This is a genomic window from Bacillales bacterium, assembly GCA_035700025.1.
Lineage (GTDB): Bacteria > Bacillota > Bacilli > Bacillales > DASSOY01 > DASSOY01.
Genome location: DASSOY010000063.1, coordinates 25,146 through 49,002, shown reverse-complemented (window position 1 = coordinate 49,002; position 23,857 = coordinate 25,146). Strand labels below are relative to the sequence as shown.

The 23,857-nt window shown below is 50.0% G+C and carries 21 protein-coding genes; all 21 read left to right on the top strand.

Features of this window, described 5'->3' with window-relative positions:
• The first annotated feature begins 147 nt into the window (after nt 1–147).
• Nucleotides 148–1,479: an acetyl-CoA carboxylase biotin carboxylase subunit gene (locus VFK44_10480; GenBank protein HET7628803.1), complete on the top strand. Its 1,332-nt coding sequence runs from the start codon at nt 148–150 to the stop codon at nt 1,477–1,479.
• Between the two features lie 2 nt (nt 1,480–1,481).
• Nucleotides 1,482–1,694 (top strand): acetyl-CoA carboxylase biotin carboxyl carrier protein subunit, encoded by a 213-nt coding sequence (locus VFK44_10475; GenBank protein ID HET7628802.1) that lies wholly within the window; start codon nt 1,482–1,484, stop codon nt 1,692–1,694.
• 70 nt (nt 1,695–1,764) lie between these two features.
• The gene (locus tag VFK44_10470) at nt 1,765–3,303 is read left to right on the top strand and encodes an acyl-CoA carboxylase subunit beta (protein ID HET7628801.1); all 1,539 of its coding nucleotides are present in this window, start codon (nt 1,765–1,767) and stop codon (nt 3,301–3,303) included.
• A gap of 180 nt (nt 3,304–3,483) precedes the next feature.
• The gene (locus tag VFK44_10465; protein ID HET7628800.1) at nt 3,484–4,371 is read left to right on the top strand and encodes a 2-dehydropantoate 2-reductase; all 888 of its coding nucleotides are present in this window, start codon (nt 3,484–3,486) and stop codon (nt 4,369–4,371) included.
• A gap of 106 nt (nt 4,372–4,477) precedes the next feature.
• Nucleotides 4,478–6,106: a bacillithiol biosynthesis cysteine-adding enzyme BshC gene (bshC, locus tag VFK44_10460; protein HET7628799.1), complete on the top strand. Its 1,629-nt coding sequence runs from the start codon at nt 4,478–4,480 to the stop codon at nt 6,104–6,106.
• A gap of 192 nt (nt 6,107–6,298) precedes the next feature.
• Nucleotides 6,299–6,730, top strand: coding sequence for a division/cell wall cluster transcriptional repressor MraZ (gene mraZ / locus VFK44_10455; protein HET7628798.1), 432 nt, complete (start codon nt 6,299–6,301; stop codon nt 6,728–6,730).
• Nucleotides 6,731–6,750: 20 nt separating this feature from the next.
• Nucleotides 6,751–7,689, top strand: a complete 939-nt coding sequence (rsmH, locus tag VFK44_10450) for a 16S rRNA (cytosine(1402)-N(4))-methyltransferase RsmH (protein HET7628797.1) — start codon at nt 6,751–6,753, stop codon at nt 7,687–7,689.
• 12 nt (nt 7,690–7,701) lie between these two features.
• Nucleotides 7,702–8,058, top strand: a complete 357-nt coding sequence (ftsL, locus tag VFK44_10445) for a cell division protein FtsL (GenBank protein HET7628796.1) — start codon at nt 7,702–7,704, stop codon at nt 8,056–8,058.
• 9 nt (nt 8,059–8,067) lie between these two features.
• A complete protein-coding gene (locus VFK44_10440; protein HET7628795.1) occupies nt 8,068–10,236 on the top strand; it encodes a penicillin-binding transpeptidase domain-containing protein in 2,169 nt (722 codons plus the stop codon).
• A 54-nt stretch (nt 10,237–10,290) separates the two neighbouring features.
• Entirely contained in the window at nt 10,291–12,228 is a 1,938-nt protein-coding gene (locus VFK44_10435) for a stage V sporulation protein D (protein ID HET7628794.1), read from the top strand.
• A 92-nt stretch (nt 12,229–12,320) separates the two neighbouring features.
• Nucleotides 12,321–13,799, top strand: a complete 1,479-nt coding sequence (locus tag VFK44_10430) for a UDP-N-acetylmuramoyl-L-alanyl-D-glutamate--2,6-diaminopimelate ligase (protein HET7628793.1) — start codon at nt 12,321–12,323, stop codon at nt 13,797–13,799.
• A 5-nt stretch (nt 13,800–13,804) separates the two neighbouring features.
• On the top strand, nt 13,805–15,151 hold the full coding sequence (murF, locus tag VFK44_10425) for a UDP-N-acetylmuramoyl-tripeptide--D-alanyl-D-alanine ligase (protein ID HET7628792.1): 1,347 nt from the start codon (nt 13,805–13,807) through the stop codon (nt 15,149–15,151).
• A gap of 29 nt (nt 15,152–15,180) precedes the next feature.
• Nucleotides 15,181–16,155 carry a phospho-N-acetylmuramoyl-pentapeptide-transferase gene (mraY, locus tag VFK44_10420; protein HET7628791.1) on the top strand — a complete coding sequence of 325 codons (975 nt, stop codon included), beginning with the start codon at nt 15,181–15,183 and terminating at the stop codon, nt 16,153–16,155.
• Nucleotides 16,156–17,508, top strand: coding sequence for a UDP-N-acetylmuramoyl-L-alanine--D-glutamate ligase (gene murD / locus VFK44_10415; GenBank protein ID HET7628790.1), 1,353 nt, complete (start codon nt 16,156–16,158; stop codon nt 17,506–17,508).
• 108 nt (nt 17,509–17,616) lie between these two features.
• Nucleotides 17,617–18,720: a stage V sporulation protein E gene (gene spoVE / locus VFK44_10410; protein ID HET7628789.1), complete on the top strand. Its 1,104-nt coding sequence runs from the start codon at nt 17,617–17,619 to the stop codon at nt 18,718–18,720.
• A gap of 199 nt (nt 18,721–18,919) precedes the next feature.
• Nucleotides 18,920–19,828 (top strand): UDP-N-acetylmuramate dehydrogenase, encoded by a 909-nt coding sequence (murB, locus tag VFK44_10405; protein ID HET7628788.1) that lies wholly within the window; start codon nt 18,920–18,922, stop codon nt 19,826–19,828.
• A 93-nt stretch (nt 19,829–19,921) separates the two neighbouring features.
• A complete protein-coding gene (locus VFK44_10400; GenBank protein ID HET7628787.1) occupies nt 19,922–20,698 on the top strand; it encodes a cell division protein FtsQ/DivIB in 777 nt (258 codons plus the stop codon).
• Complete coding sequence (locus VFK44_10395) at nt 20,688–21,398, top strand: DUF881 domain-containing protein (GenBank protein ID HET7628786.1); 711 nt, start codon at nt 20,688–20,690, stop codon at nt 21,396–21,398. The genes VFK44_10400 and VFK44_10395 overlap by 11 nt, the downstream gene beginning before the upstream one ends.
• A gap of 6 nt (nt 21,399–21,404) precedes the next feature.
• The gene (locus VFK44_10390) at nt 21,405–22,106 is read left to right on the top strand and encodes a DUF881 domain-containing protein (protein ID HET7628785.1); all 702 of its coding nucleotides are present in this window, start codon (nt 21,405–21,407) and stop codon (nt 22,104–22,106) included.
• On the top strand, nt 22,106–22,462 hold the full coding sequence (locus VFK44_10385; protein HET7628784.1) for a small basic family protein: 357 nt from the start codon (nt 22,106–22,108) through the stop codon (nt 22,460–22,462). The genes VFK44_10390 and VFK44_10385 overlap by 1 nt, the downstream gene beginning before the upstream one ends.
• Nucleotides 22,463–22,582: 120 nt before the next feature.
• The gene (ftsA, locus tag VFK44_10380) at nt 22,583–23,854 is read left to right on the top strand and encodes a cell division protein FtsA (protein ID HET7628783.1); all 1,272 of its coding nucleotides are present in this window, start codon (nt 22,583–22,585) and stop codon (nt 23,852–23,854) included.
• Nucleotides 23,855–23,857: the final 3 nt, after the last annotated feature.

Here is a 23,857-nt window from a genome sequence, read left to right as displayed (position 1 = left end):
AATTATATTATAATATATTTGGGTGATGTTTTCCCAATGCGAAAAGAGCACCCGCGGCCAAAGGACACAATTGTGAGACGGATTGGTGCAGTAAGGCCCCGCGGGTGCACGATCTTCGTCCATACGAAAAATGAAGGAGGGCAACAGATGCGGAAAATTTTGATCGCCAACCGCGGCGAAATTGCACGACGGATTTTGCAAACCTGTGATAAACTAGGATTGGAGTCCGTTGCTGTGTACTCGGAAGCCGACAAGGATATGGGTTACGTGAAACAAGCCACGTCGGCCCATTGCATCGGAGAGGCGCCTGCGGCGAAATCGTATTTGAACAAGGAAAAGATCATTGAAGCGGCTCTTAAAGAGCAGGTGGATGCGATCCATCCCGGATACGGCTTCTTGTCGGAAAACGCGGCATTTGCAAGGAAGGTCGAAGAGGCGGGGATTACCTTTATCGGCCCGGAAGCCAATGTTATCGAGATGATGGGCGATAAAGTGCGCGCACGACAGACAATGAAGCAAGCAAACGTTCCGGTTGTTCCGGGAAGTGACGGGGAAGTCGCCGATGTCGAAGAGGCTGCACAGATTGCCGCCGAGATCGGCTATCCGGTGATGTTGAAAGCGAGCGCCGGCGGAGGCGGCATTGGAATGCAGCGGTGCGAAGATGAGGAACAACTAAGGAAAAGTTTTGCGTCTAACCAAAAGCGTGCGGGAGCGTATTTCGGCAACCCGGCGATGTTCATTGAAAAATGCATCGACGGCGGCCGCCACATTGAAGTACAAGTTATTGCTGACGCCCATGGGAATGCGGTTCATTTGTTCGAACGCGACTGTTCGGTTCAACGCCGGCATCAAAAGGTAATTGAGGAAACCCCTTCGCCGTTCTTGTCGGAAAAGACGAAGGAAAAAATGTTTGCCGCCGCTTTGCGTGCGGTGCAACAAGTGGAGTATCGTAACGCGGGCACGATCGAATTTATTGTCGGCGAGGACGAAAGCTTTTATTTCCTTGAGATGAACACGCGTTTGCAAGTAGAACATCCGATTACCGAGGAAGTGACGGGAATTGATCTCGTTGAATGGCAATTGAAAGTCGCAGCCGGTGAAAAGCTGCCTCTTCAGCAGCAGGACATTACAAGGGACGGGCATGCGATCGAGTTTCGTTTGTATGCCGAAGATCCTGAAAAGTTCTTGCCATCGCCGGGAACGATCGACGTGTTTACTTATCCTGAATGTGAGGGGGTCCGTCTCGATACCGCCGTCGAAAGCGGGTCGGCTGTGACGCCGTACTATGATCCGATGATCGCAAAAATTGTTGTAAGCGGTTTCTCGCGGGAGGACACGCTTGAAAAGGCGCGGAAGTTTTTTGATGAAATGACGCTCACCGGAATTAAACATAACGGTCCGTTGTTTCAAAAGGTATTGCGAGAAGAATCATTCATCAAAGGCATCTATACAACCCATTATTTACAAGAGGTGATCTGAACATGAAGGAAATGAAAGCTTCAATGGCTGGAACGGTGTTGAACGTCCTTGTAAGCAAAGGGGACAAAGTTGCGGCCGGTCAGGAAATCGCGAAACTGGAATCGATGAAAATGGAAATCCCGATTGAGAGTGAAGGCGAAGGGGAAGTGGCGGAAGTCAAAGTGAGCGAAGGAGATTTCGTTAACGAAGGCGACGTGTTGATTGTTTTTAAATAAGCGTATCTGAGCGAGCGCTCGGTCTGATTCGCGAACGATGGGAAGAAAAACGAGAAACAGGAGGAGTTCCATGGCAACGAAAGCGGAAAAGCAGTTACGCGAAGCCGTCGGCAAAATTGAATCCGGCGGCGCGGAAAAATACCATGAAAAATTGAAGCAGCAAAACAAAATGTTCGTGCGCGACCGTTTGCAGCGATTGTTCGATGACGGTTCCTACACCGTCGAAGATGGACGCTTTGCAAATTTTGAAGCCGGGAACCTTCCGGCAGACGGAGTCGTAACGGCGATCGGCAAAGTCGACGGGCGAACGGTTTGCGTGATGGCTAACGACTCCACCGTGAAAGCTGGTTCGTGGGGGGCGCGGACGGTCGAAAAGATCATTCGCATTCAAGAAACGGCCGAACGATTGAAGGTGCCGATGTTTTATCTCGTCGATTCTGCCGGAGCGCGCATAACGGACCAGATCGATATGTTTCCGAACCGGCGCGGGGCGGGAAAGATTTTTTACAATGAGGTCAAACTTTCCGGCATGATTCCGCAAGTGTGCGTGTTGTTCGGTCCATCGGCCGCAGGGGGCGCCTACATCCCGGCTTTCTGCGACATTAACATCATGGTCGACGGCAATGCCTCGATGTATCTCGGGTCGCCGCGCATGGCGGAAAAGGTGATCGGTGAAAAGGTTACGCTTGAAGAAATGGGCGGAGCGAAGATGCATTGCACCGTGAGCGGCGTCGGCGATTATTTGGCCGCTGATGAAACTGAAGCGATCGAGGCCGCGAAACGCTATATCCGTTATTTTCCGCAAAACTACAAGGAGCGTCCGAAAACCGCAGATCCGGCGGCACCGAAGGCGGGAAGAAGTGTTTCAGAAATCGTTCCCGAGCACCAAAACGCGCCTTTTGATGTTAAGGAATTGATCGAAGCCATTATTGACGAGGGCAGTTTCTTTGAAATCAAGAAGCGTTTCGCCCCCGAAATTGTGACGGGTTTGGCGCGCATGGACGGAAAAGCGGTCGGGATTATCGCGAATCAACCGAAGGTGAAAGGCGGCGTCTTATTCGTCGATTCCGCCGATAAAGCGGCGAAATTCATTCAGCTTTGCGACGCATTTTCGATACCGCTTTTGTTCTTGGCTGACGTACCGGGATTCATGATCGGAACGAAAGTGGAGCAAGCGGGCATTATTCGTCACGGGGCAAAGCTAGTCGCCGCTGTGAGCGAAGCGACAGTACCGAAAATTTCGGTCGTTGTCAGAAAAGCGTACGGAGCAGGGTTGTATGCCATGGCCGGTCCGGCGTTCGAACCGGATTGCTGCATCGCACTTCCAACGGCGCAAATCGCCGTTATGGGACCGGAAGCGGCCGTCAATGCGGTCTATTCGAATAAAATCAATGAAATTGAAGACCCGAAAGAACGATTGGCGTACGTTCAAGAGAAACAGCAAGAATACAAAGAACATATCGACATTTACAAACTTGCTTCTGAACAAATTGTAGACGACATCGTAGCGGGGTCGGATTTGCGAGATGTGTTGATTCATCGCTTCGGCATGTATGAATCGAAAGACATGAAGTTCAGCGAAAGAAAGCATCCGGTTTATCCCGTATAAACAACTTGCAGATTGTCTCTTTTTGAGAGGCAATCTTTTTATGACCTAATAGCTGTGTTTTTTTGTTCGAAACGTAATTTTGACTAATGCTCGTTATGGGAAGTGTCGGCCCGCGTCGATTGGCATGTCTCGATTTTCGGGTTAGAATGTAGAGAGAAAAGCCGGAAGGGGAACATCGCAATGCGAATCGCCGTCATTGGGGGCGGAGCGGTCGGTCTGTTCATCGCCGCCTATGCAGCCAAAGCTGCGCAGAGCGTGACGTTGTATGTGAGAAGGAGCGAACAGGCGAAATTACTTACGGATAACGGGATAAAATGGGCGTGTGGTGACACGGAGGACGTTACGAGGGTAACGGCTGTTCCGATCGATCAGGCCGATGTCATCGAAGCGGATTTCGTCATCGTCGCGGTAAAGCAGTATCATCTGCCTTCGCTGAAACAAACATTATGCGAGCGCGTACATCTAGACGTACCGTTGCTTTTTATACAAAACGGCATGGGACATGTCGATTTCATGAGAGCTTTGCCGCATCGAAACGTGGGCGTTGGTGTCGTTGAACATGGCGTGTTGAAGCGAAAAGACCATGAAGTGATTCACTGTGGGGCGGGAAGAATCAAAATCGCTTCTTTTCACGGATCTGTGGAGGCGGCGGAGGTTCTCGCCGATATCGACCCCGAATCGTTTCCCGTTTGTTTCGTTAATGATTGGTACCGGTTATTGGCGGAAAAACTCGTCGTCAATGCGACTATTAACCCGCTTACCGCCATGCATCGGGTAAAAAACGGCAAACTGCTCTCGAATGCGAACCATCGGAAGGAAATGCGCCGCTTGTTTGAGGAAGCCGTTTGCGCGTTAGGCTTAAACGAAGACGATCTATTATGGGAACACGTTCTCGAAGTATGCCGGAATACGGCCGAAAACCGTTCATCGATGCTTCGCGATATCGAATCGGGAACGACAACGGAAATCGAGGCAATCAGCGGCTATTTGCTGAAAATCGCCTGCAAAAAAAACATTCGGCTTCCGTTTACAGAACAAGTTTACCTTCAGATCAAAAGGAATGCTTGACAATCAAAAGTGCGTGCCAACGTTGCAGGCACTTTTTTTGGTTGGGACATCCGTTTTTTGCTATACTCATGAAGGTTTCATCCGATACGGAAAGGACGTGGGTACGATGGAAATTACGCAATTGAAGCTGCCGCAGACGAATCCGCTTGCTTCCGATTACATGAACGGCGATGAGAAAGTCCTTTCTTTTTTTGATTACGATTATCGCGATCCTTCTTGTTTTGAATCGCGTTTACAAGAATTGCAGCAAACCTCGTTTCCGAGAGAATCTCTAGCAGAAGTGCTTCGTGCGTTTCAATCGCGTTACGGAGCCGATCAAAAGGCTTTTGACAACATAGAAAAACTGGAACATCGGAAGGCCGTAACAGTGGTTGGCGGCCAACAAGCCGGCGTACTCACAGGACCGTTCTATACGATACATAAATGTCTCTCGATTTTGAAGCTCGCCGAACAGTTGGAGGATCGCCTCCATGTGCCGGTTGTGCCGATTTTTTGGATTGCCGGCGAAGACCATGATTTCGAGGAAATCAACCATACGTATGTTTTGGAAGATTCCGGCGTTAAGAAAATGAGCGTACCCGGGGCCGTGCCGCAAAAACAATCCGCTTCTGAGACGAACTTGGATAACAAACGGTTAAAATCTTGGGTGAAAGAAGTGGTTCGCTGCTTTGGCGAAAGCGAGCATACAAACGACCTGCTCCAGCTGTTAGAAGATACGCTAAATCGGTCGAAGACGTATGTCGATTGGTTCGCGCATTTGTTAACGCACTTGTTCAGCAAACGCGGACTTGTGATGATGGATTCCGGCGATCCGAGGTTGCGATCGATCGAGAAACCTTTCTTTCGGCACATGATTCAGGAAAACGAAGCGTTGAACGAAAGGGTCATCGTTCAGATGGAGCGGCTGCAAACCGCCGGCTACGTTCCGACCGTCGACGTGAACGAAAGAAGCGCCCATTTGTTTTATTTGCTGAAAGGCAGGCGCGTTTTGCTCGAAAGGGACGAACGCGGCTTGTTTCGCGGAAAAAACGGCGAATGTTCGTTCACCGAACAACAAATGCTGAAGCTGTTGGAAGACGAAAACGTTCCGTTCAGCAATAATGTCATTACCCGCCCGCTCATGCAGGAACAATTGCTGCCGACGATCGCTTTTATTGCAGGTCCGGGTGAAATTTCTTACTGGAGCACGCTGCAAGGAGCTTTTCGGCAAATCGATCGCCGCGTTCCGCCGATCGTGCCGCGCTTAACGATCACACTCGTCGATCGAAAGAGCAAAAAGTGGCTGGCGGAGCACGGATTGAGCGTAGAAGACGTGATGTACGGCAAGCTGCAAGCGATGAAGGCGAGATGGCTGGAACGCCGGCGATCATGGGATTTGCAAAGCACATCTCGACAGGTAAAGAAAGAATTGGATGACGTGCATGCGCAGCTTCGGGCGCTCGCCGATCAAGTCGATCCGAAAGGTTTGACACCGATCGCCAACAAAAACCGGGAACATCTGTTTAAGCAGATCGATTATTTCGCCTGGCAAATCGAGCGGGCATTTCGCGGCCGTCACGAAAAGGTTTTGAAACATTTCGACCGCATCGAAGCGTGTTTAACGCCAAAAGAAACGCCGCAGGAAAGAGTGTGGAACGTATTCGCTTTCATGAATGAGTACGGACTCGATCTCGTTGACCGGCTTGTTGAACAGCCATACGAGTTTGACGGTACCCATAAAGTGATTTATTTATAAGTCGGAACCTTGCCTGAGACGGCAAGGTTTTTTTATTTCTTCAATGCATGTTGGATCTTTCGTTCGTGCTTCGGAATCCCATTGGGACACGCAAAAACGGGACTATTTTCGCGGTTAGAAATTTTTTTCAAATATATGTGGTGAAAAGTGGGGGGATGTGGTACACTGGGGTGGAGAAATGAGGGATTCGCCATGTTCATGGGGGAGTACCGGCACAATTTCGATCAAAAAGGACGTATCATCATCCCGTCCAAGTTCCGCGAGGAACTCGGTCCTAGTTTCGTATTGACTCGAGGCCTGGATCAGTGTGTGTTCGGTTACCCGCATGATGAATGGAAGCAGCTTGAACAAAAGCTGAAGGCGCTCCCTTTTACGAAAAAAGATGCACGTGCGTTCACGAGGTTTTTCTTTTCTGGTGCGGTCGAATGTGAATTGGACAAGCAAGGGCGCGTCAATGTCGCCTCGCCGCTTCGCACCTATGCCAAATTGGAAAAAGAATGCGTTATTATCGGCGTTTCCAACCGTATTGAGTTATGGAGCGAGCCGATTTGGGAACAATACTTCGAAGAGTCGGAAGACTCGTTCGGTGAAATTGCCGAGAGTATCATGGATTTTGACTTGTAAGGAGAAAGGGATCACTGGCGATGTTCGAACATACAACCGTATTGAAACAACAAGCGGTGGAGGCATTGAAAGTCATTCCCGGCGGAACTTATGTCGATTGTACGCTCGGAGGAGGCGGTCACAGCGAAGCGATTGCGCAGCGTTTGTCTCCGGAGGGGCGTTTGATGGCGATTGATCAAGATGAAAATGCGATCGAAGCGGCCAAGCAAAGGCTCGATGCTTACCAACGGCAAATCGTGTACGTCCATGGAAATTTTCGGGAATTGAAACGACTGTTACATAACAATGGCGTGGAAAAAGTCAACGGTGTCCTGTTTGATCTCGGGGTTTCGTCGCCTCAATTCGACGAAGCTGATAGAGGGTTCAGTTACAAGGAAGATGCACCGCTCGACATGCGAATGAATCGCCGTGCTCGTCTTACGGCGCGTGAAATCGTGAACGATTGGGAATATGAAGCGCTTGTAAAACTTTTGTTTCGTTACGGCGAGGAGAAGTTTTCGAAGCGAATCGCGAGGCAAATTGAACAAGAACGAAACCGCAAGCCGATTGAGACGACATGGGAACTCGTGGATATTGTTAAAAAGGCGATCCCTGCGGCCGCGAGAAGAAAAGGCGGCCATCCGGCGAAAAGAACGTTTCAAGCGATCCGTATCGCAGTGAACGATGAACTGAACGCATTTGAAACGGCGTTGCTTGAGGCCATGGAGATGTTGGTTCCCGGCGGACGCACAGCGGTGATAACGTTTCACTCTTTGGAAGACCGAATTTGCAAAAACATATTCAAAGAAGCGTCAACGCCGCCTGAGTTGCCGCGCGGCTTGCCGGTTGTGCCGGAAGGGTACGATCCGGATTATCGCATCATCACAAAGAAACCGATCATTCCGACGGCTGAAGAGTTGGAAAACAATCGAAGGGCACGTTCAGCCAAGCTGAGAGTGATCGAGAAAAAAGAGCGTTAGGGGGAACGGCAGATGAGCAATCTTGCGTACAAAGTACAGCAGCAAAGAACGTTCGTTGAACAACCGAAACCGACAGAGGACCGCTTATTTAAGCGTAAGATTACGAAAGGCGAAAAGTTTTTGTGGACGCTCGCCGTCTGCGGGCTGTTTCTTGCCAGCGTTTATCTCGTTTCGACCTACGCGACGGTTTTTACGCTCAATGAAGAGATCGAGCAGTTGCAAAGCGATTTGAAGACGCAGGAGAAAGTGAATGGCGAATTGGAACAGCAAGTCGCGAAATTGAGCCGTCCCGAACGCATTTTCAGCATCGCCAAGAACGAACTTGGCATGACGTTCAAGGAGAATTCCGTCAAAGTGATCGGGAAATAGGTGATCGCTATGAATGCCAGAAAAAATAAAAACATTAACAGGGGAGCAGCGTTTTTTTCCATCGTATTCGTGCTGCTCTTTTTTGTATTAATTGCTAGATTCGGTTACATAGAAGTCACGCAAAGCGTTCAAGGGAAATCGTTGACGAATATGGCAAAAGACCGATGGATGAGTCTGCAACGATTGGAAGCGGAACGAGGAACGATTTATGACCGGAAAGGGCAACCGCTTGCTGAAGATGTCCCGGCGTACAATGTATACGCCGTATTAAGTGAAACGACGGAACATGTAAAAAATATAGAAAAAACGGCGGGAGCACTTGCCCCGATTTTGGACATGAAGGAGAGCAGGATTCGGGAGCTGCTCAGCAGGGATGCCTTTCAAGTGGAACTCGGTCCGGGCGGCCGGCGGATCAGTTATGAAAAAATGATGAAAATCAAAAAACTCGATTTACCGGGCATTGGATTTTTGCCGACCTCGAAACGGTATTATCCAAACCAGGAGTTCGCATCTTACGTTGTCGGCTTTACGACGCGCGATCCGGAAACGGAGCTGCTGCGCGGGGTGATGGGCGTCGAAAAAAGCATGAATTCCAAACTGCAAGGCAAAGGCGGCTATTTGAAGTCGATGACGGCGCCGGGAGGGACGACGATTCCGGGATCGGAAAAGGAAGTGAAACCGCCGAAAGACGGAGCGAACGTCTATTTAACGATTGACAGTCATATTCAAACGTTTCTCGAAACGGCTTTGTCCAAGGCGGAGGAACAATACCATCCGAAGCGGATGATGGGGGTCGTCATTGACCCGAACACCGGGAAAATTTTGGCGATGGCGAACCGGCCGACGTTTAATCCGAACACTCGAAAATTATCCGATTATACGAACGACATCATTTCCTCGCGGTTCGAACCGGGATCGGTCATGAAAATTTTTACGCTTGCGGCTGCGGTGGACGCTGGCGTGTACGACGGAGACGCGACTTACCAATCGGGCGTCATTCATTACGGTCCGTCCACCATTCACGATTGGAATTACCGAGGATGGGGAGAAATTACGTTCAACGAGGCCGTTCGCCGCTCTTCTAACGTAGGTTTTGCTATTTTGGCGCAAGACTATATCGGATTTGATCGATTATATGATTACTTGATGAAGTTCGATTTCAAGCAACGAACAGGAATCGCATTGCCGAATGAAGGGAACAGCCATTTTCAATATGATGTTCCCGTTGAGAAAGCGACGACGGCTTTCGGGCAAGGAACGGCGGTAACCGCGATTCAAATGGTGAAAGCGGCTACGGCGATTGCGAATGACGGCAAGATGATGAAACCGTACATGATCGACAAAGTTGTCGATCCAAACTCTAACGAAGTAGTGATCGATCACGAGCCGAAAGTGGTCGGCCGCCCGATTTCCGAACGTTCAGCGAAAAAAGTTCGCGATTTGTTGAGGACGGTCGTTTCGGGTGAGCATGGAACTGGACGTGACTTTGCGATCGAAGGGTACGAGGTCGCCGGTAAAACCGGAACCGCCCAAATTCCGAATGAGAACGGTGTCGGATACATGAGCGGTAAATACATTCACTCTTTCATGGGGATGGCGCCAATGGATGATCCACAACTGCTCGTCTATGTAGCCGTGGACCGTCCCGAGGTGAAAACAATGTTTGCCGGCGAAAAACCGGTCGCGGATATTTTTAAATTTGTCATGAAAAACAGTTTGCAATACTTGAATGTGCAACCGGAAGAAACCGACGATACAAATGAAACGAAATCTTCCTCGGTTGCGATCGGCGATTACGAAGGCAAGCCGGTAACCGCGGCTAAGCAGGAATTGCAAGACAAAGGGCTGCAAGTCGTTGTGCTCGGCGGCGGCGATAAAGTCAAGGCACAAATGCCTTTTTCCGGAGAACAAGTTCTCCCGGGTGCGAAAGTATTGCTGAAAACGGAAGGAACGTCGAAAATGCCTAACATTATCGGCTGGTCGCTTGCGGATGTAATGAAGTTGGCTCATTTGCTTCAGTTGGATCCGGAGATCAAAGGAGCAGGTTTTGTCACGGGCCAAAGCATTCCCCCCGGGAGAAAGGTAAAACAAGGAGATGCTGTCACCGTGGAACTGCAAGCGCCGAAACCAGTGGAAGCGGCGGATTCCGGCCGGTCGGGGGAGGATGACAAGTCATAACGATAACCGTACAAGCATAATAGTGAAACGAGAAGACAAAGGGGAGGGACCTTTGTGCGCGTTTCCAATGTTACGGTACGAAAAAGACTTGTCATCATCTTCCTTGCGGGACTCGTCGTATTTGCGTCTTTCATCGGAAGGCTGGCTTACGTTCAATTTTTTCAAGGGGATTGGCTTTATGAGAAAGCGAGAGACTCGTGGAGTCGGAACATCCCTTATCAAGGGGAAAGAGGGAAGATCGTCGACCGCCGCGGAATCGTGCTCGCCGACAACAGGAGCGCCCCTTCCGTCGTCATCGTTCCCAAACAAGTGAAAAATCCCGCAGAAGAAGCACGCAAGCTGGCGTCCGTTTTGAATATGCGGGAAAAGAAAGTTTACGAGAAGTTGACAAAGAAAGCGTCGACCGTTGAACTTCGCCCGGAAGGTAAGAAGATCAGCGATAAGAAGGCTGACCAAATCAGCGAAATGCGCCTGCCCGGCGTATACATTGCCGAAGATTATCGAAGAAATTATCCGTTCGGGCGTTTTTTGTCCCATGTGCTCGGCTTCGCGGGGATTGACAATCAAGGATTGGTCGGGTTGGAGAAACAATACGACGATCTTTTGAAAGGCACGAAAGGGTTTCTAGCATTTTATTCCGACGCCCGCGGGGAAAGGATGCCGTTTTTATCTGATGAATATACGCCGCCGAAAAGCGGTATGAACTTGCAATTGACGATCAATGCGAAGATTCAAGCGATTCTTGAACGGGAACTGAATGATGCTGAAGTCAAATACGACCCTGACCAAGCGATGGCCATCGCCGTCAACCCGAATACAGGAGAAATTCTTGGCATGGCCAGCCGGCCGAATTTCAATCCGGAACATTATCAAGATGTGCCGACGGAAGTCTACAATCGCAATTTGCCGATTTGGAGCACGTATGAACCGGGTTCGACGTTCAAAATCATTACGCTCTCGGCAGCACTCAACGAAGGACTCGTCAACTTGAAAAAGGACAACTTCCACGATCCCGGTTATATTGAAGTAGCCGGCACGAAGCTGCATTGTTGGAAACGGGGCGGTCATGGATCAGAAACGTTTTTAGAAGTCGTGCAAAATTCGTGCAACCCCGGATTTGTTGCGCTCGGAGAAAAACTCGGCAAGAAAAAATTATTTTCCTACATTCACGCGTTCGGATTCGGCAAGAAAACGGGTATCGACTTGCAGGGGGAAGGGAAAGGCATTTTGTTCAAGCCGGAAAACATCGGCCCGCTGGAATTAGCGACGACTGCTTTCGGGCAAGGGGTTTCCGTCACGCCGATTCAACAAGTGATGGCCGTGTCAGCGGCGATCAACGGCGGTTTTTTGTATGAACCCTACATCGCAAAGGGATGGATTGACCCTGTAACAGGAACCGTGATCGCGCGACAGGCGCCGACGATGAAAAGACGCGTCATTTCAGGGGAAACTTCAAAAAAAGTGCGACACGCTTTGGAAAGTGTCGTTGCAAAAGGAACCGGACGGGCGGCCTATCACGAAGGCTGGCGAATCGGCGGGAAGACGGGTACGGCGCAAAAAGCGAAAAATGGGCGCTATCTGGAAAATAATTATATTTTATCGTTCATTGGATTTGCACCAGCTGACGATCCGCAAATCGTCGTCTATTTGGCGATTGATAACGCGAAGGACGCTCCTCAGTTTGGCGGGCAAGTGGCTGCGCCGATCGCCGGCGACATCATTGCCGATAGTTTACGAGTGATGGGCGTGCCAAAACGGAAAAACGGGCTGGAAAAAGAACGCAAATGGAACGATCCGCGCATCGTAAAAGTTCCGGATCTCGTCGGCCTTTCGAAAAAAGACATTCGTTCCTCCTTGTTCAGCGGATTGAAAATCGAAGCAGAAGGGAATGGAAAGGTCGTGATCGCCCAATCTCCGCAAGCCGGTGCGAAGCTTGAGGAAGGTTCGACCATCCGAATATACCTTGGTGACAAAATCGAAAAAGAGGATTAGAATGTAAAAGGATTCAGTTTGCTGTGCTCCTGCGGACTTTTCACTTGTTCGCAGGCAGCCAATTGGTTTGTCGAAGAAAGGAACGGATACAGATGAAATTAAAAACGCTGCTGCAACCGATTGTCGGATGCCGTGCGGCATTCAACGAAAATCCAGAAATCACTTCGGTTGAGACCGACTCGCGGACGGTTACAGACGGAAGTTTGTTCGTGTGCATTAAAGGGTATAGCGCAGACAGGCACGATTACATTGATCAAGCGGTTGACGCGGGAGCGGCAGCGGTCGTGGCGGATCATCCCGTCACGGCGTCGGTTCCCGTCGCCGTGGTACCGAATACGAACCGTGCCGCATCGCTGCTGATCGATACCTTTTACGATCACCCGACGAGCAAGCTCCACTTGATCGGCGTTACCGGCACGAACGGAAAAACAACGACCACCCATTTGATCGAGAACATGTTTGTCCGCGCAGGACAAAAAACCGGGCTGATCGGAACGATCGGCATGACATTCGACCGCCGGCCGCTCGGGCTGAAAGCGGAAGCCCCGACGACGCCGGATGCCGTTACGTTGCAAAAAGGGTTCGCGACAATGGTAGATAAAGGTGCGGACACCGCTATTATGGAAGTATCTTCCCACGCCCTCGACATGGGCCGCGTCCATGGCTGCGATTTTAACATAGCCGTATTCACGAACCTTTCGCAAGATCATCTCGAATACCATAAAACGATGGACGACTATTTCCGGGCAAAAAGTCTTCTTTTTTCACAATTGGGAAATACATATAGTAAAAATCCATTGAAGTTGGCGGTCATTAACGGGGATGACGAACGGGCGCCCGAACTGTACAAAGCGACTGCCGTGCAATTCCTCGTTTACGGGATCACCTGCAAAGACGCCGATGTTCGGGCGGAGAATGTCGTTTTGACGGAAAAAGGGACGACTTTCACGCTTTGTACGCCGTACGGAGACGTACCGGTGCATTTGCCGCTTGTTGGCATGTTCAATGTCTATAACGCTTTGGCGGCGGCCAGTGCGGCATTATTTTCCGGCCTTTCTTTGGATACGATCAAAGCCAGTTTGGAAAACGAAAGAGGAGTGCCGGGACGCTTCGAGTTGGTCGAAGAAGGGCAGTCTTATGCGGTTATTGTGGATTACGCCCATACCCCCGACAGCCTTGAAAATGTATTGAAAACGGCAAAGGCGTTTGCTTCTGGGCGCATCATTGTCGTCGTCGGCTGCGGCGGCGATCGCGATCCGTCGAAACGGCCGTTGATGGCACGCATTGCCGTCAAATACGGAGATATGGCCGTGTTCACATCGGACAATCCGCGAACGGAAGATCCGCAAGCGATCTTGAAAGACATGGAACGCGGCGTCAAAGACAATTCATACGTCTCGATTGTGAACCGAAAAGAAGCGATCGAGTATGCGATTCGGCAAGCGTCGGGGAAAGATCTCGTGTTGATCGCAGGAAAAGGCCATGAGACGTATCAAATCATCGGCGAAGACGTGATCGATTTCGATGATCGCGAAGTTGCTCGGGAAGCGATTAAGGGCAAAAGGGGTTAACCAGTATGAAATGGACAAGAAAAGATTTGTTGTCGCTGTTTCCGTCACATCGCGGCGCCGAACATGAAATTTCCATAAACGAAGTGTTCATCGACAGCCGGAAATCGGCACGGCACGCCCTTTTTGTTCCGATCGTCGGCGAAACCTTTGACGGTCACGATTTTTTGCTCGATGCCATTCAACGCGGCGCCGTTGCCGCGCTTTGGCAAAAAAACCGTGACGTTCCCGGCGAAGTGCCGCTTGATTTCCCGCTGTTTTTTGTCGATGATACGTTGGAAGGGCTTCAACGATTCGCTCGGCAATATTTGCGACGAGTGCATCCGAAGGTGATCGCGGTTACGGGAAGCAACGGGAAAACGACAACGAAGGATATGATCGAATGCGTCGCTGCCACGCGCTTCTTGACGCATAAAACGAAAGGCAACTTTAATAATCATATCGGCATGCCGTTGACGATTCTCGAGATGCCGGAAAACTGCGAGATGCTCATTCTCGAAATGGGGATGAACCATTTCGGCGAAATTTCGTTTCTCTCGCAGCTGGCCGAACCGGATTTGGCCGTTATTACAAACATCGGTGAGTCGCACATCGAGTTTTTGGGCAGTCGCGAAGGAATCGCGAAAGCGAAAATGGAGATTGCCGATGGATTAAAGGCGGACGGAAAACTCATCTTTGACGGTGACGAACCGTTGCTCGATTCTTTGAGAAGCCGTCCTTCGCTTTCATGCGGTTTCACGGAACGAAACGACCTTCAAGTTACCTTGTTGGAATCGAAAGATACGTCGATGCGTTTTACGTTAAATGACGAGAATTGCGTGTTCGAGTTGCCGGTTTTCGGTAAACATAATGTAAAAAACGCGGCTTATGCCATTGCCGTCGGACGCGAGGCAGGCGTTTCCGACGCTGAAATGGCGAAGGCGATAAAAACCGTGAAGCTAACGGCGATGCGATTTCAACAAGTCCAGGGAGAAAAAGGCACGCTGTTAATCAATGACGCTTACAATGCCAGTCCGACTTCGATGAAAGCGTCGATTCAAGCGGTGAAAGCTTTGCCGCGGTTTCGTCGGCGGGTGCTTGTGCTCGGCGATATGCACGAGCTCGGTGCGGAGGAACGATCGTTGCACGAGAGCGTGGCCGATTCGATTGAAGCACCGATTACCGACGTGGTGACAATTGGCAGCCGAGCTCGCTGGATCGCGGAAGCGGTAAAAAACGTGCGCGTTCAATCGGTTGACGACAAGGAAGCGGCCGCGGAAGTCATCGAACCGATGCTTTCGAACGATACCGTCATCTTGTTCAAAGCATCACGCGCCGTCAGCCTTGAAGCGCTCGTGGAACGTTTCAGCGTTTGACGCCGTACGGAATGGAAGGAGTTTATCCGATGTTTGGCAAAGTATTGATTCTTACGATCATCGCTTCCTTTATCGTTGCGGTCTTGTTGTCTCCTTTGATGATCCCGATACTAAGGAAGTTCAAATTCGGTCAATTCATTCGCGAGGAAGGGCCGAAATCCCACCAACAAAAATCCGGAACGCCGACGATGGGCGGAATCATCATTATCGTTGCGCTTGTCGTTGCCGCGCTCGTTTCAAGCGTGAAGTATGCAGGTATTTCCTTGCAATTGTATTTGTTATTATTCGTTACGCTCGGTTATGGATTTCTCGGGTTTTTGGACGATTACATCAAAGTAGCGAAGAAACGCAATCTTGGATTGACATCAAAGCAAAAGCTGATCGGCCAGCTCGTCATCGCCGCAATTTTTTATCTCGGACTCGTAAAGACGAACCTTTCGACTGTCGTTTCGATTCCGGGCACTGATCTCGCCTACGACCTGCATTCCTTTTATTTCTTACTCGTCATATTTATGTTGATCGGCGCTTCCAACGGCACCAACTTAACCGACGGTTTGGACGGGTTGCTGCCGGGAACGGCTGCCATCGCCTTCGGTGCTTTCGCAGTGCTTGCATGGAACACTTTGGATCTAGACATGGCGATTTTTTCGTCTGCCGTCGTCGGGGCTTTGCTCGGCTTCCTCGTTTTCAATGCGCACCCGGCGAAAGTGTTCATGGGCGATACAGGATCGCTCGCGCTTGGCGGAGGGGTCGCCGCTTTGGCGGTATTGACGAAAATGGAACTCATTCTCGTCGTTATCGGGGGGATTTTCGTCATTGAGACGTTATCCGTCATTATTCAAGTCGCTTCCTTCAAGACGACGGGAAAACGAGTGTTTAAAATAAGCCCGCTTCACCACCATTATGAAATGTCCGGTTGGTCGGAGTGGCGGATCGTCACGACCTTTTGGCTCGTCGGTTTTTTGTTTGCGGCACTCGGAATCTACATAGAGGTGTGGTTATAAGTGAAAAACGGTGATTATTTCGCGGGAAAGCATTGCTTGATTCTCGGTTTGGCGAAAAGCGGTTTCGCTGCCGCGGTTCTTTTGCATCGCCTCGGCGCGAAAATTGTCGTTAACGATCGGCAACCGTTGGATGATGACCCGCATGCTTCGCAATTGAGAAAGCTCGGGATCGAGGTGATCGGAGGCAGTCATCCGGATCATTTGCTCGACCAGAAACCGTTCGATCTCGTTATTAAAAACCCCGGCATTCCGTACCGCAATCGCGTCGTTGCCGAGGCGGAGAAAAGAGGGATTCCGATCTGGACCGAGCCGGAAATCGCCGGTATTCTTTCTTCGGCTCCGTTCATCGCCATCACCGGTTCGAATGGAAAGACGACCACAACAACGTTGATTGGCGAAATTTTGCGTGCCGCCGGCAAAAATCCGAATGTGGCCGGGAACATCGGTACGGTTGTTTGCGAAGTGGCTGCTGAAGCTGATCCCGATCAGGTGATCGTGACGGAACTTTCAAGCTTTCAATTGCTCGGGATGGAACGTTTTCGAGCGCAAATCGCCGTGTTGCTTAACGTCTACGATGCTCATCTCGATTATCACGGGTCGCGCGAAGCGTACGAACAAGCAAAAGCGAAAATATTCGCAAACCAAACCGCGGAAGATTTCGCGGTCATCAACGGCGACGACGAAACGGTCAGGCGTCTTGCGGAGCGAACACCGGCGACGAAAGTAGCCTTTTCGCACAGCGATCGGACGGCATCAGTGAACGTATGCGACGGTATGATCCGCTATGAGGGGGAATCGATCATAAAAAAAACGGAATTGCTGCTTCCCGGCGACCATAACCTGGAAAATGTAATGGCTGCGGTGGCTGTATGCAAGCTGTATGGCGTTGAAAACGAAGTGTTGGCTTCGGTGTTGCGCACGTTCCGCGGCATTCGTCACCGGCTGCAATTCGTGAAAACCGTTTCCGGGCGAAAATTTTATAATGATTCGAAAGCAACGAACACACTTGCCACGCAAAAAGCGCTGGCTGCCTTCAGCCAACCGGTCGTGTTGATCGCTGGCGGGCTGGACCGGGGGAATGACTTCGACGACATGGTCGACGCCTTCAAAAAATTGAAAGCTCTCGTGACGTACGGAGAAACGGGCGAAAAATTTACGGCTCTGGCAAAGAGGGCGGGAATGGATCGCGTCAAACATGTCGATGATTTAGAAGAGGCCGTTCCTGCCGCTTACGAATTGTCTTCGCCGGGAGACGTTGTTTTGTTGTCGCCCGCGTGCGCAAGTTGGGATCAATTTCGCACGTTCGAGGAACGCGGGGACATGTTTATCGATTGCGTGCATAAACTTAGGTAACGGTAAAAAGACGGTCGAAGTCTTTTTAAAGTGAAAGGCAGGAGGCGACGATTTTTTCTCAAAACCTCCCTTCACTTCCCGCATCTCATTTTCAGGATGGTGTTTTTGTTGCCTAACACGAAATCGACAACGCCGGACTTCTTGCTGGTCCTCGTCACGTTGACTTTGCTGTCGATCGGCTTGATCATGGTATACAGCGCCAGCGCCGTATGGGCGTCATACAATTATGGAGATTCCTTTTATTTTGCCAAACGGCAGCTGTTGTTTGCCGGGTTGGGGGTCGTCGCCATGTTTTTCGTCATGAACATCGAGTATTGGACGTGGCGAAAATGGTCGAAAATCGGACTGGCCGTTTGTTTCCTCCTTTTGATTCTTGTCCTCATTCCCGGTGTCGGGGAAGTTCACGGCGGCGCGCGAAGCTGGCTCGGCGTAGGCGCCTTCTCGGTGCAGCCATCGGAATTCACCAAGATTGCTTTGATTCTATTTCTTGCGAAATTTTTATCGGAAAACCAAAGAAACATCACTTCTTTTCGAAAAGGAATGCTTCCTTCTTTGGCGCTCGTCGTGCTCGCTTTCGGTATTATTATGCTGCAACCGGACTTTGGCACCGGCGTCGTTCTTGTCGGCACATGCACCATCATGATTTACACTTCCGGCGCGAGAATGGCCCATTTTGCCGGTTTAGGTCTGCTTGGGCTTGCCGGATTTGCCGCGTTGATCTTATCTGCGCCGTATCGTTTGAAAAGGATTACTTCCTTTCTTGATCCGTGGAGTGATCCGCTCGGCGCCGGCTTTCAAATCATTCAATCGTTATATGCGATCGGGCCTGGCGGGCTGCTCGGGTTCGGTCTCGGGCACAGCCGGCAAAAGTTCCAGTATTTGCCTGAGCCGCAAACGGATTTTATTTTTGCCATTTTGGCCGAGGAACTCGGTTTCATCGGTGCGTCCCTCGTTCTCTTATTGTTTTGTCTCCTCCTTTGGAGAGGCATACGGATCGCACTCGGCGCACCGGATCTGTATGGAAGTTTGCTCGCTGTCGGCATTATCGCGATGGTTGCCGTTCAAGTGATGATCAACATCGCGGTCGTGACAGGCATGATGCCCGTCACGGGAATTACGTTGCCGTTCCTGAGCTACGGAGGCTCGTCATTGACACTCACTCTCGTGTCCGTTGGAATCTTGCTGAATGTGAGTCGATACGCAAAATATTAACGTTGAACAAAATGCGGCGAACCCATACAATGAATTTAGATTGATCTAAGCCCTGTCGTCGGACAGGGTTTTGTCCCGTAAAGGGATGCAGGACATTCACCGTTGAAGTGGAAGACGGGACGAAAAATACGGTTGTACACATCGGAAGGCGCCTCTTTCTTCCAACTTCTTACTTCTACCATCGAGGAGAATTGATATGCTGGATAAATTGAAAGAACAATTGGCGGCAACGGGGGCGGGAAAAGTGAGCACCCGGGAACCGCTTGAAAAACATACGACGATGAAGGTGGGCGGACCCGCGGATGTTTTCGTCGAGCCGGCAAGCATAGAAGGATTGAAACAAATCGTGGAAATCGTCAGAACAGCCGGGGTTCCGTGGCGCGTCATCGGCAGAGGCTCGAACCTTCTCGTCGACGACGACGGAATTGCCGGCGTCGTAATTAAACTTGGCCGCGGGTTGGACGATATAACGATTGAAGGTGAGGAGGTGACCGTCGGCGGCGGGTATTCGCTCGTCGCGCTTTCGGCGATCATCAGCCGCAAAGGGTTGTCCGGGCTTGAATTTGCCGGCGGCATCCCGGGCTCTGTCGGCGGAGCCGTGTACATGAATGCAGGCGCACATGGATCGGACATTTCGAACATCTTCAAAAAGGCGCAAATTTTGTTTGAAGATGGTTCGTTGGAATGGTTGACAAAAGAACAGATGGATTTTAGTTACCGTACATCGGTCTTACAACGACGGCCAGGCATATGTGTGCGCGCGGTTTTCGAGTTGAAGGAAGGGGACCGCGACGAAATTTTCGGCGAAATGAAACGTCACAAAGCGTATCGAAGAAAAACGCAGCCAATCGATCGCTGCTGCGGCAGTGTATTCCGTAATCCATTGCCGGAACACGCCGGCCATTTGATTGAATCCGCCGGGTTGAAAGGTTATCAAATCGGCGGTGCCCAAGTGTCCGAACTTCATGCCAATTTTATCGTCAATGCGTGCAATGCAAAGGCACAGGACGTTTTGCGGTTGATTGATTACGTTCAAAGAGAAGTTCACGACAAATTTGCGGTTGAATTGCAGACGGAAGTTGAAATCATTCACAGAAACGAAGATTGATTGTGTTATAATGGAACGAATAAACGGTGTACAATTGATGCTGCCGTTTGTGCGGAATTTTCTTCTTCGGAAACAGTGATACGGGGGAGAGTAATGAGGAAAAGAAATAATGTCATAACTTTGGAAGATCGCATTCCAAAATTGAAGGAACAAAGAAAACAGAAAGCAAACCGGCGCATGATTTTGTATGTGTCCATGTTTTTCGTGCTCGTACTCGTTATCGTATATTTCGTTTCTCCGTTGGGTCACGTTGGAAAAATCGCGGTCAGCGGCAATCATTTCGTTAGCCGCGAAGAAATTCTCGAAGCGTCCGGTTTGTCGGCAAACGCCGGATTTTGGGAAATGGACGCCGATACGATTGCGAATCACATTGAGCAAATGAAACAAATCAAATTGGCGGAAGTCGAACGGCGGTTTCCGAACCGGTTTTCGATAAAAGTGACGGAATATCACCGTGTCGCCTATTTGGAAGCAAACGGACATTTTTATCCGATTCTCGGAAACGGGGCTCGTCTGTCAGCGCTCGACGAAAGTGAAATTCCTGCCGATGCCCCCGTTCTGGCCGGTTGGGAAGAAGGGAAAATGCTTTCAGCGATGGCAGCGCAGCTGACAAAATTACCGATGCCGATTGTTCGCGGCATCTCGGAAATTCATTGGACACCGACTGAACATTTCCCTAAAGCGATAACGGCATACATGAACGATGGGTTTGTAGTAAAAGCGTTGATTCAAGACTTTGCGGATAAGATGGAGCAATACCCGCGGATCATCAGTGAACTTGATCCGAATACAAAAGGCGTCATCCATATGAGAGTCGGCACGTATTTCGTGAAATACGCAGACGAGGAGGAATCCTCGGATGATAACTAAACGTTTTTCCGTTATGCTTGCATCGTCTTCACTTGTTGCCGGTTTTCTCGTTTCTTATTTTTATCCATATGCGGGGGCTGCCGGGAACATGTCACAAGCTTCCTCTCCCGTAGAACAGTGGAAAAAGAACGACGAACTGCAATCGGAAGTGTTGGAGCAACAACAAACGAACCGCCGCTTGTGGAAAGACATTCAAAACAAACGTAAGCGCATTGATGCGCTGGAAAGCCAATTTGCGACGCAAAAGAGCGAGATGTCCCATCTCGTGCACCAGTTGCAAAAATACCGCAAAATCCTTGGGAAAGTGGCAGTGAAAGGTCCGGGTATTACTGTGACTTTGTCGGATAACGAGCACATTCCAGACGGCTCGAATCCGAACAATTACATCGTACACGAACGACATATTCGGGCAGTCGTTCATGAGCTGATCGTGAGCGGTGCCGAAGCGGTGGCTGTTAACGGGCAGCGCATTTCCGATTATTCGTATATTAAATGCGTCGGGCCGGTCGTAAAGGTAGACGGGAACAAATACCCCGCCCCTTTCGTAATATCCGCTGTCGGCGATCCCGAAAAGATGTACAAATCGTTGTTTCTTACGGGAAACACGGTGGATCAGCTTACGAACGACAACATCACGGTGAAAGTGAAAAAGATGAGGCTGTTGACCATCCCTCCTTATCATTCGCAGAAAGGGAGATAGGGGTTGTTGAAAAGAAAGAATGTTATGTTTGCCGCTCTATCATGTGTACTCGGCTTCGCGATCGTCGTCGGGTTCGGAAAACATGACGCGGTGCAGCATGAGTTCCGAGAAGCGTGGAAATTCAGAAACCAATTGACGCAGGAGAAGGAACTCACCGTGAAACTAAACCGGGAACGACGACAAGTCGAACAATTGTTAAACCAATACGAAAATAATGAAAAAGAAAACCGCGTCGAAACGATGATCGCGCTTCTTGCAAAATATAAAGCAGAGGCAGGGTTAACCGAAGTGAGCGGACAAGGAATTGTCATTCATATCGAACCATTAGTTAGCGGCACTTTGATCGGGAAGACGTACCATTCGTTAACCGCGGAATTGTTGAGAGAGTTGCTGAATGATTTGAATATGAGCGGAGCGAAGCAAATCGCTATTGCCGGACAACGAGTGGTTGCCATGTCGCCGATTCGAAATGTAAACGGACGAGTGTATGTGAACGATCATCCGATTCCCGACATTCCCATCGATATAAAAGTATTGACGGACAATGCGCAACAAATGAAAGAGGCGTTGGCCGTTTCGGAATCGGCACGCGATTTGGCGATCCATCGGCTCAATCTTTCAATTGAAATCAAAGATCGGATTGTGCTGGAGCCGTTCGATCAACCGATTGCCGTCCATTTCATGAAACCGGTGAAGGAGGATTCGTAATGTGGTTGTCCCTCATCGGGCTGCTTCTCGGGGGCGCGCTCGGGATGCTCGCGAACGTCGACATATCCAACGATTTCTCTCCATATGTCACAACGTTTGTCCTTGCCGGTTTCGACACGTTATTCGGCGGCATCCGCGCGAGTCTCAATGAGACGTTCTCCGAACGGTCGTTTTTGTTCGATTTGGTATTAAATATTGCTGCAGCTTCAGGTCTTACTTTTCTCGGGCAACAACTTGGTGTAGACTTGTATTTGGCCGTCGTCCTTGTTTTCGGCGTGCGCTTGTTCAGCCATCTCGCCTGGATTCGCGAATTTCTCGTCGAAAGGTGGACGTCCAGTAAGAGCGGCGAAAATTGAAAAAAATTATCGGCAAAAAAAGAGGTAATCATTTAAACGTGTTGAATACATTCCTTAGCGGGTTTTATGGACGCAAAATAAGACGAAACAGCCATATACGGGAGAAGGAGGTGCCAAGGAATGAACAACAACGAAATTTACGTAAGTTTGGACATCGGTACGTCTAACGTCAAAGTGATCATCGGTGAAATGTCGGGTGACGCTTTGAACATTATCGGTGTCGGAATCGAGAAATCCGAAGGCATCAAAAAAGGTTCCATTGTCGATATAGATGAAACTGTTCGTTCCATTCAAAAGGCCGTAGAAAAAGCTGAAAGAATGGTAGGATTATCGATCAACAGCGTGATTGTCGGCGTAACCGGAAATCATGTGGAGCTGCAGCCTTGTCACGGCATTGTCGCCGTATCGAGTGAAAATCGGGAAATCGGGAACGAAGACATTGCTCGGGTCATGGATGCTGCACAAGTCATTCCTTTGCCGCCGGAAAGAGAAATCATTGATGTCATTCCACGGCAATTTATCGTGGACGGGCTAGACGAAATCAACGATCCGCGCGGAATGATCGGTGTACGTTTGGAAATGGAAGGCACGATCATTACAGGTTCGAAAACGATATTACATAACTTGCTGCGTTGCGTGGAAAAAGCAGGATTACAAATCGCGGACATTTGTTTGCAACCGCTCGCAGCCGGATCGATCGCTTTGTCGCGGGACGAAAAAAACCTCGGCGTTGCATTGATCGACATCGGCGGCGGATCGACAACGCTTTCTGTTTTCAAAGAAGGCGCATTGCAAGCGACGTCCGTAATTCCTGTAGGCGGGGACCATATTACGAAAGATATTTCTATTGGTTTGCGTACGACGACGGAAGAAGCGGAAAAGGTGAAAATGAAACACGGACATGCCTTCATCGATTTCGCTTCTGAAGACGAAACGTTCATCGTAACGAGAATCGGCGGCTCCAATCAGCAAGAATACAATCAGGTCGATCTTGCGGCGATCATCGAACCACGGGTGGAAGAAGTTTTGGAACTTGCGGCCAAAGAGCTGTACCGCGGTGGATTTAAAGATCTTCCGGGCGGTTTCGTGTTGACCGGCGGAATCGTCGCGATGCCCGGCGTCCTCGAGTTGGCCGAAGACATGTTAAACCAAAACGTCAGGGTCGCAGTCCCCGATTACATCGGCGTTCGCGAACCGAAATATACGACGGCCGTAGGGTTGATTGAATTCACATACCGCAACGTCAAAGTGCAGGGGAAGGAAGTGGCGGCTGCGGTCGTGCCGGAATACGCGGATCATCAATCGAAAAAACAGCAAAAACGCCAAAAAGATCCGGATAGTCCCGGCATGGGCAAAAAGGTGAAAGACTGGTTCAGCGTATTTTTCGAATGACCG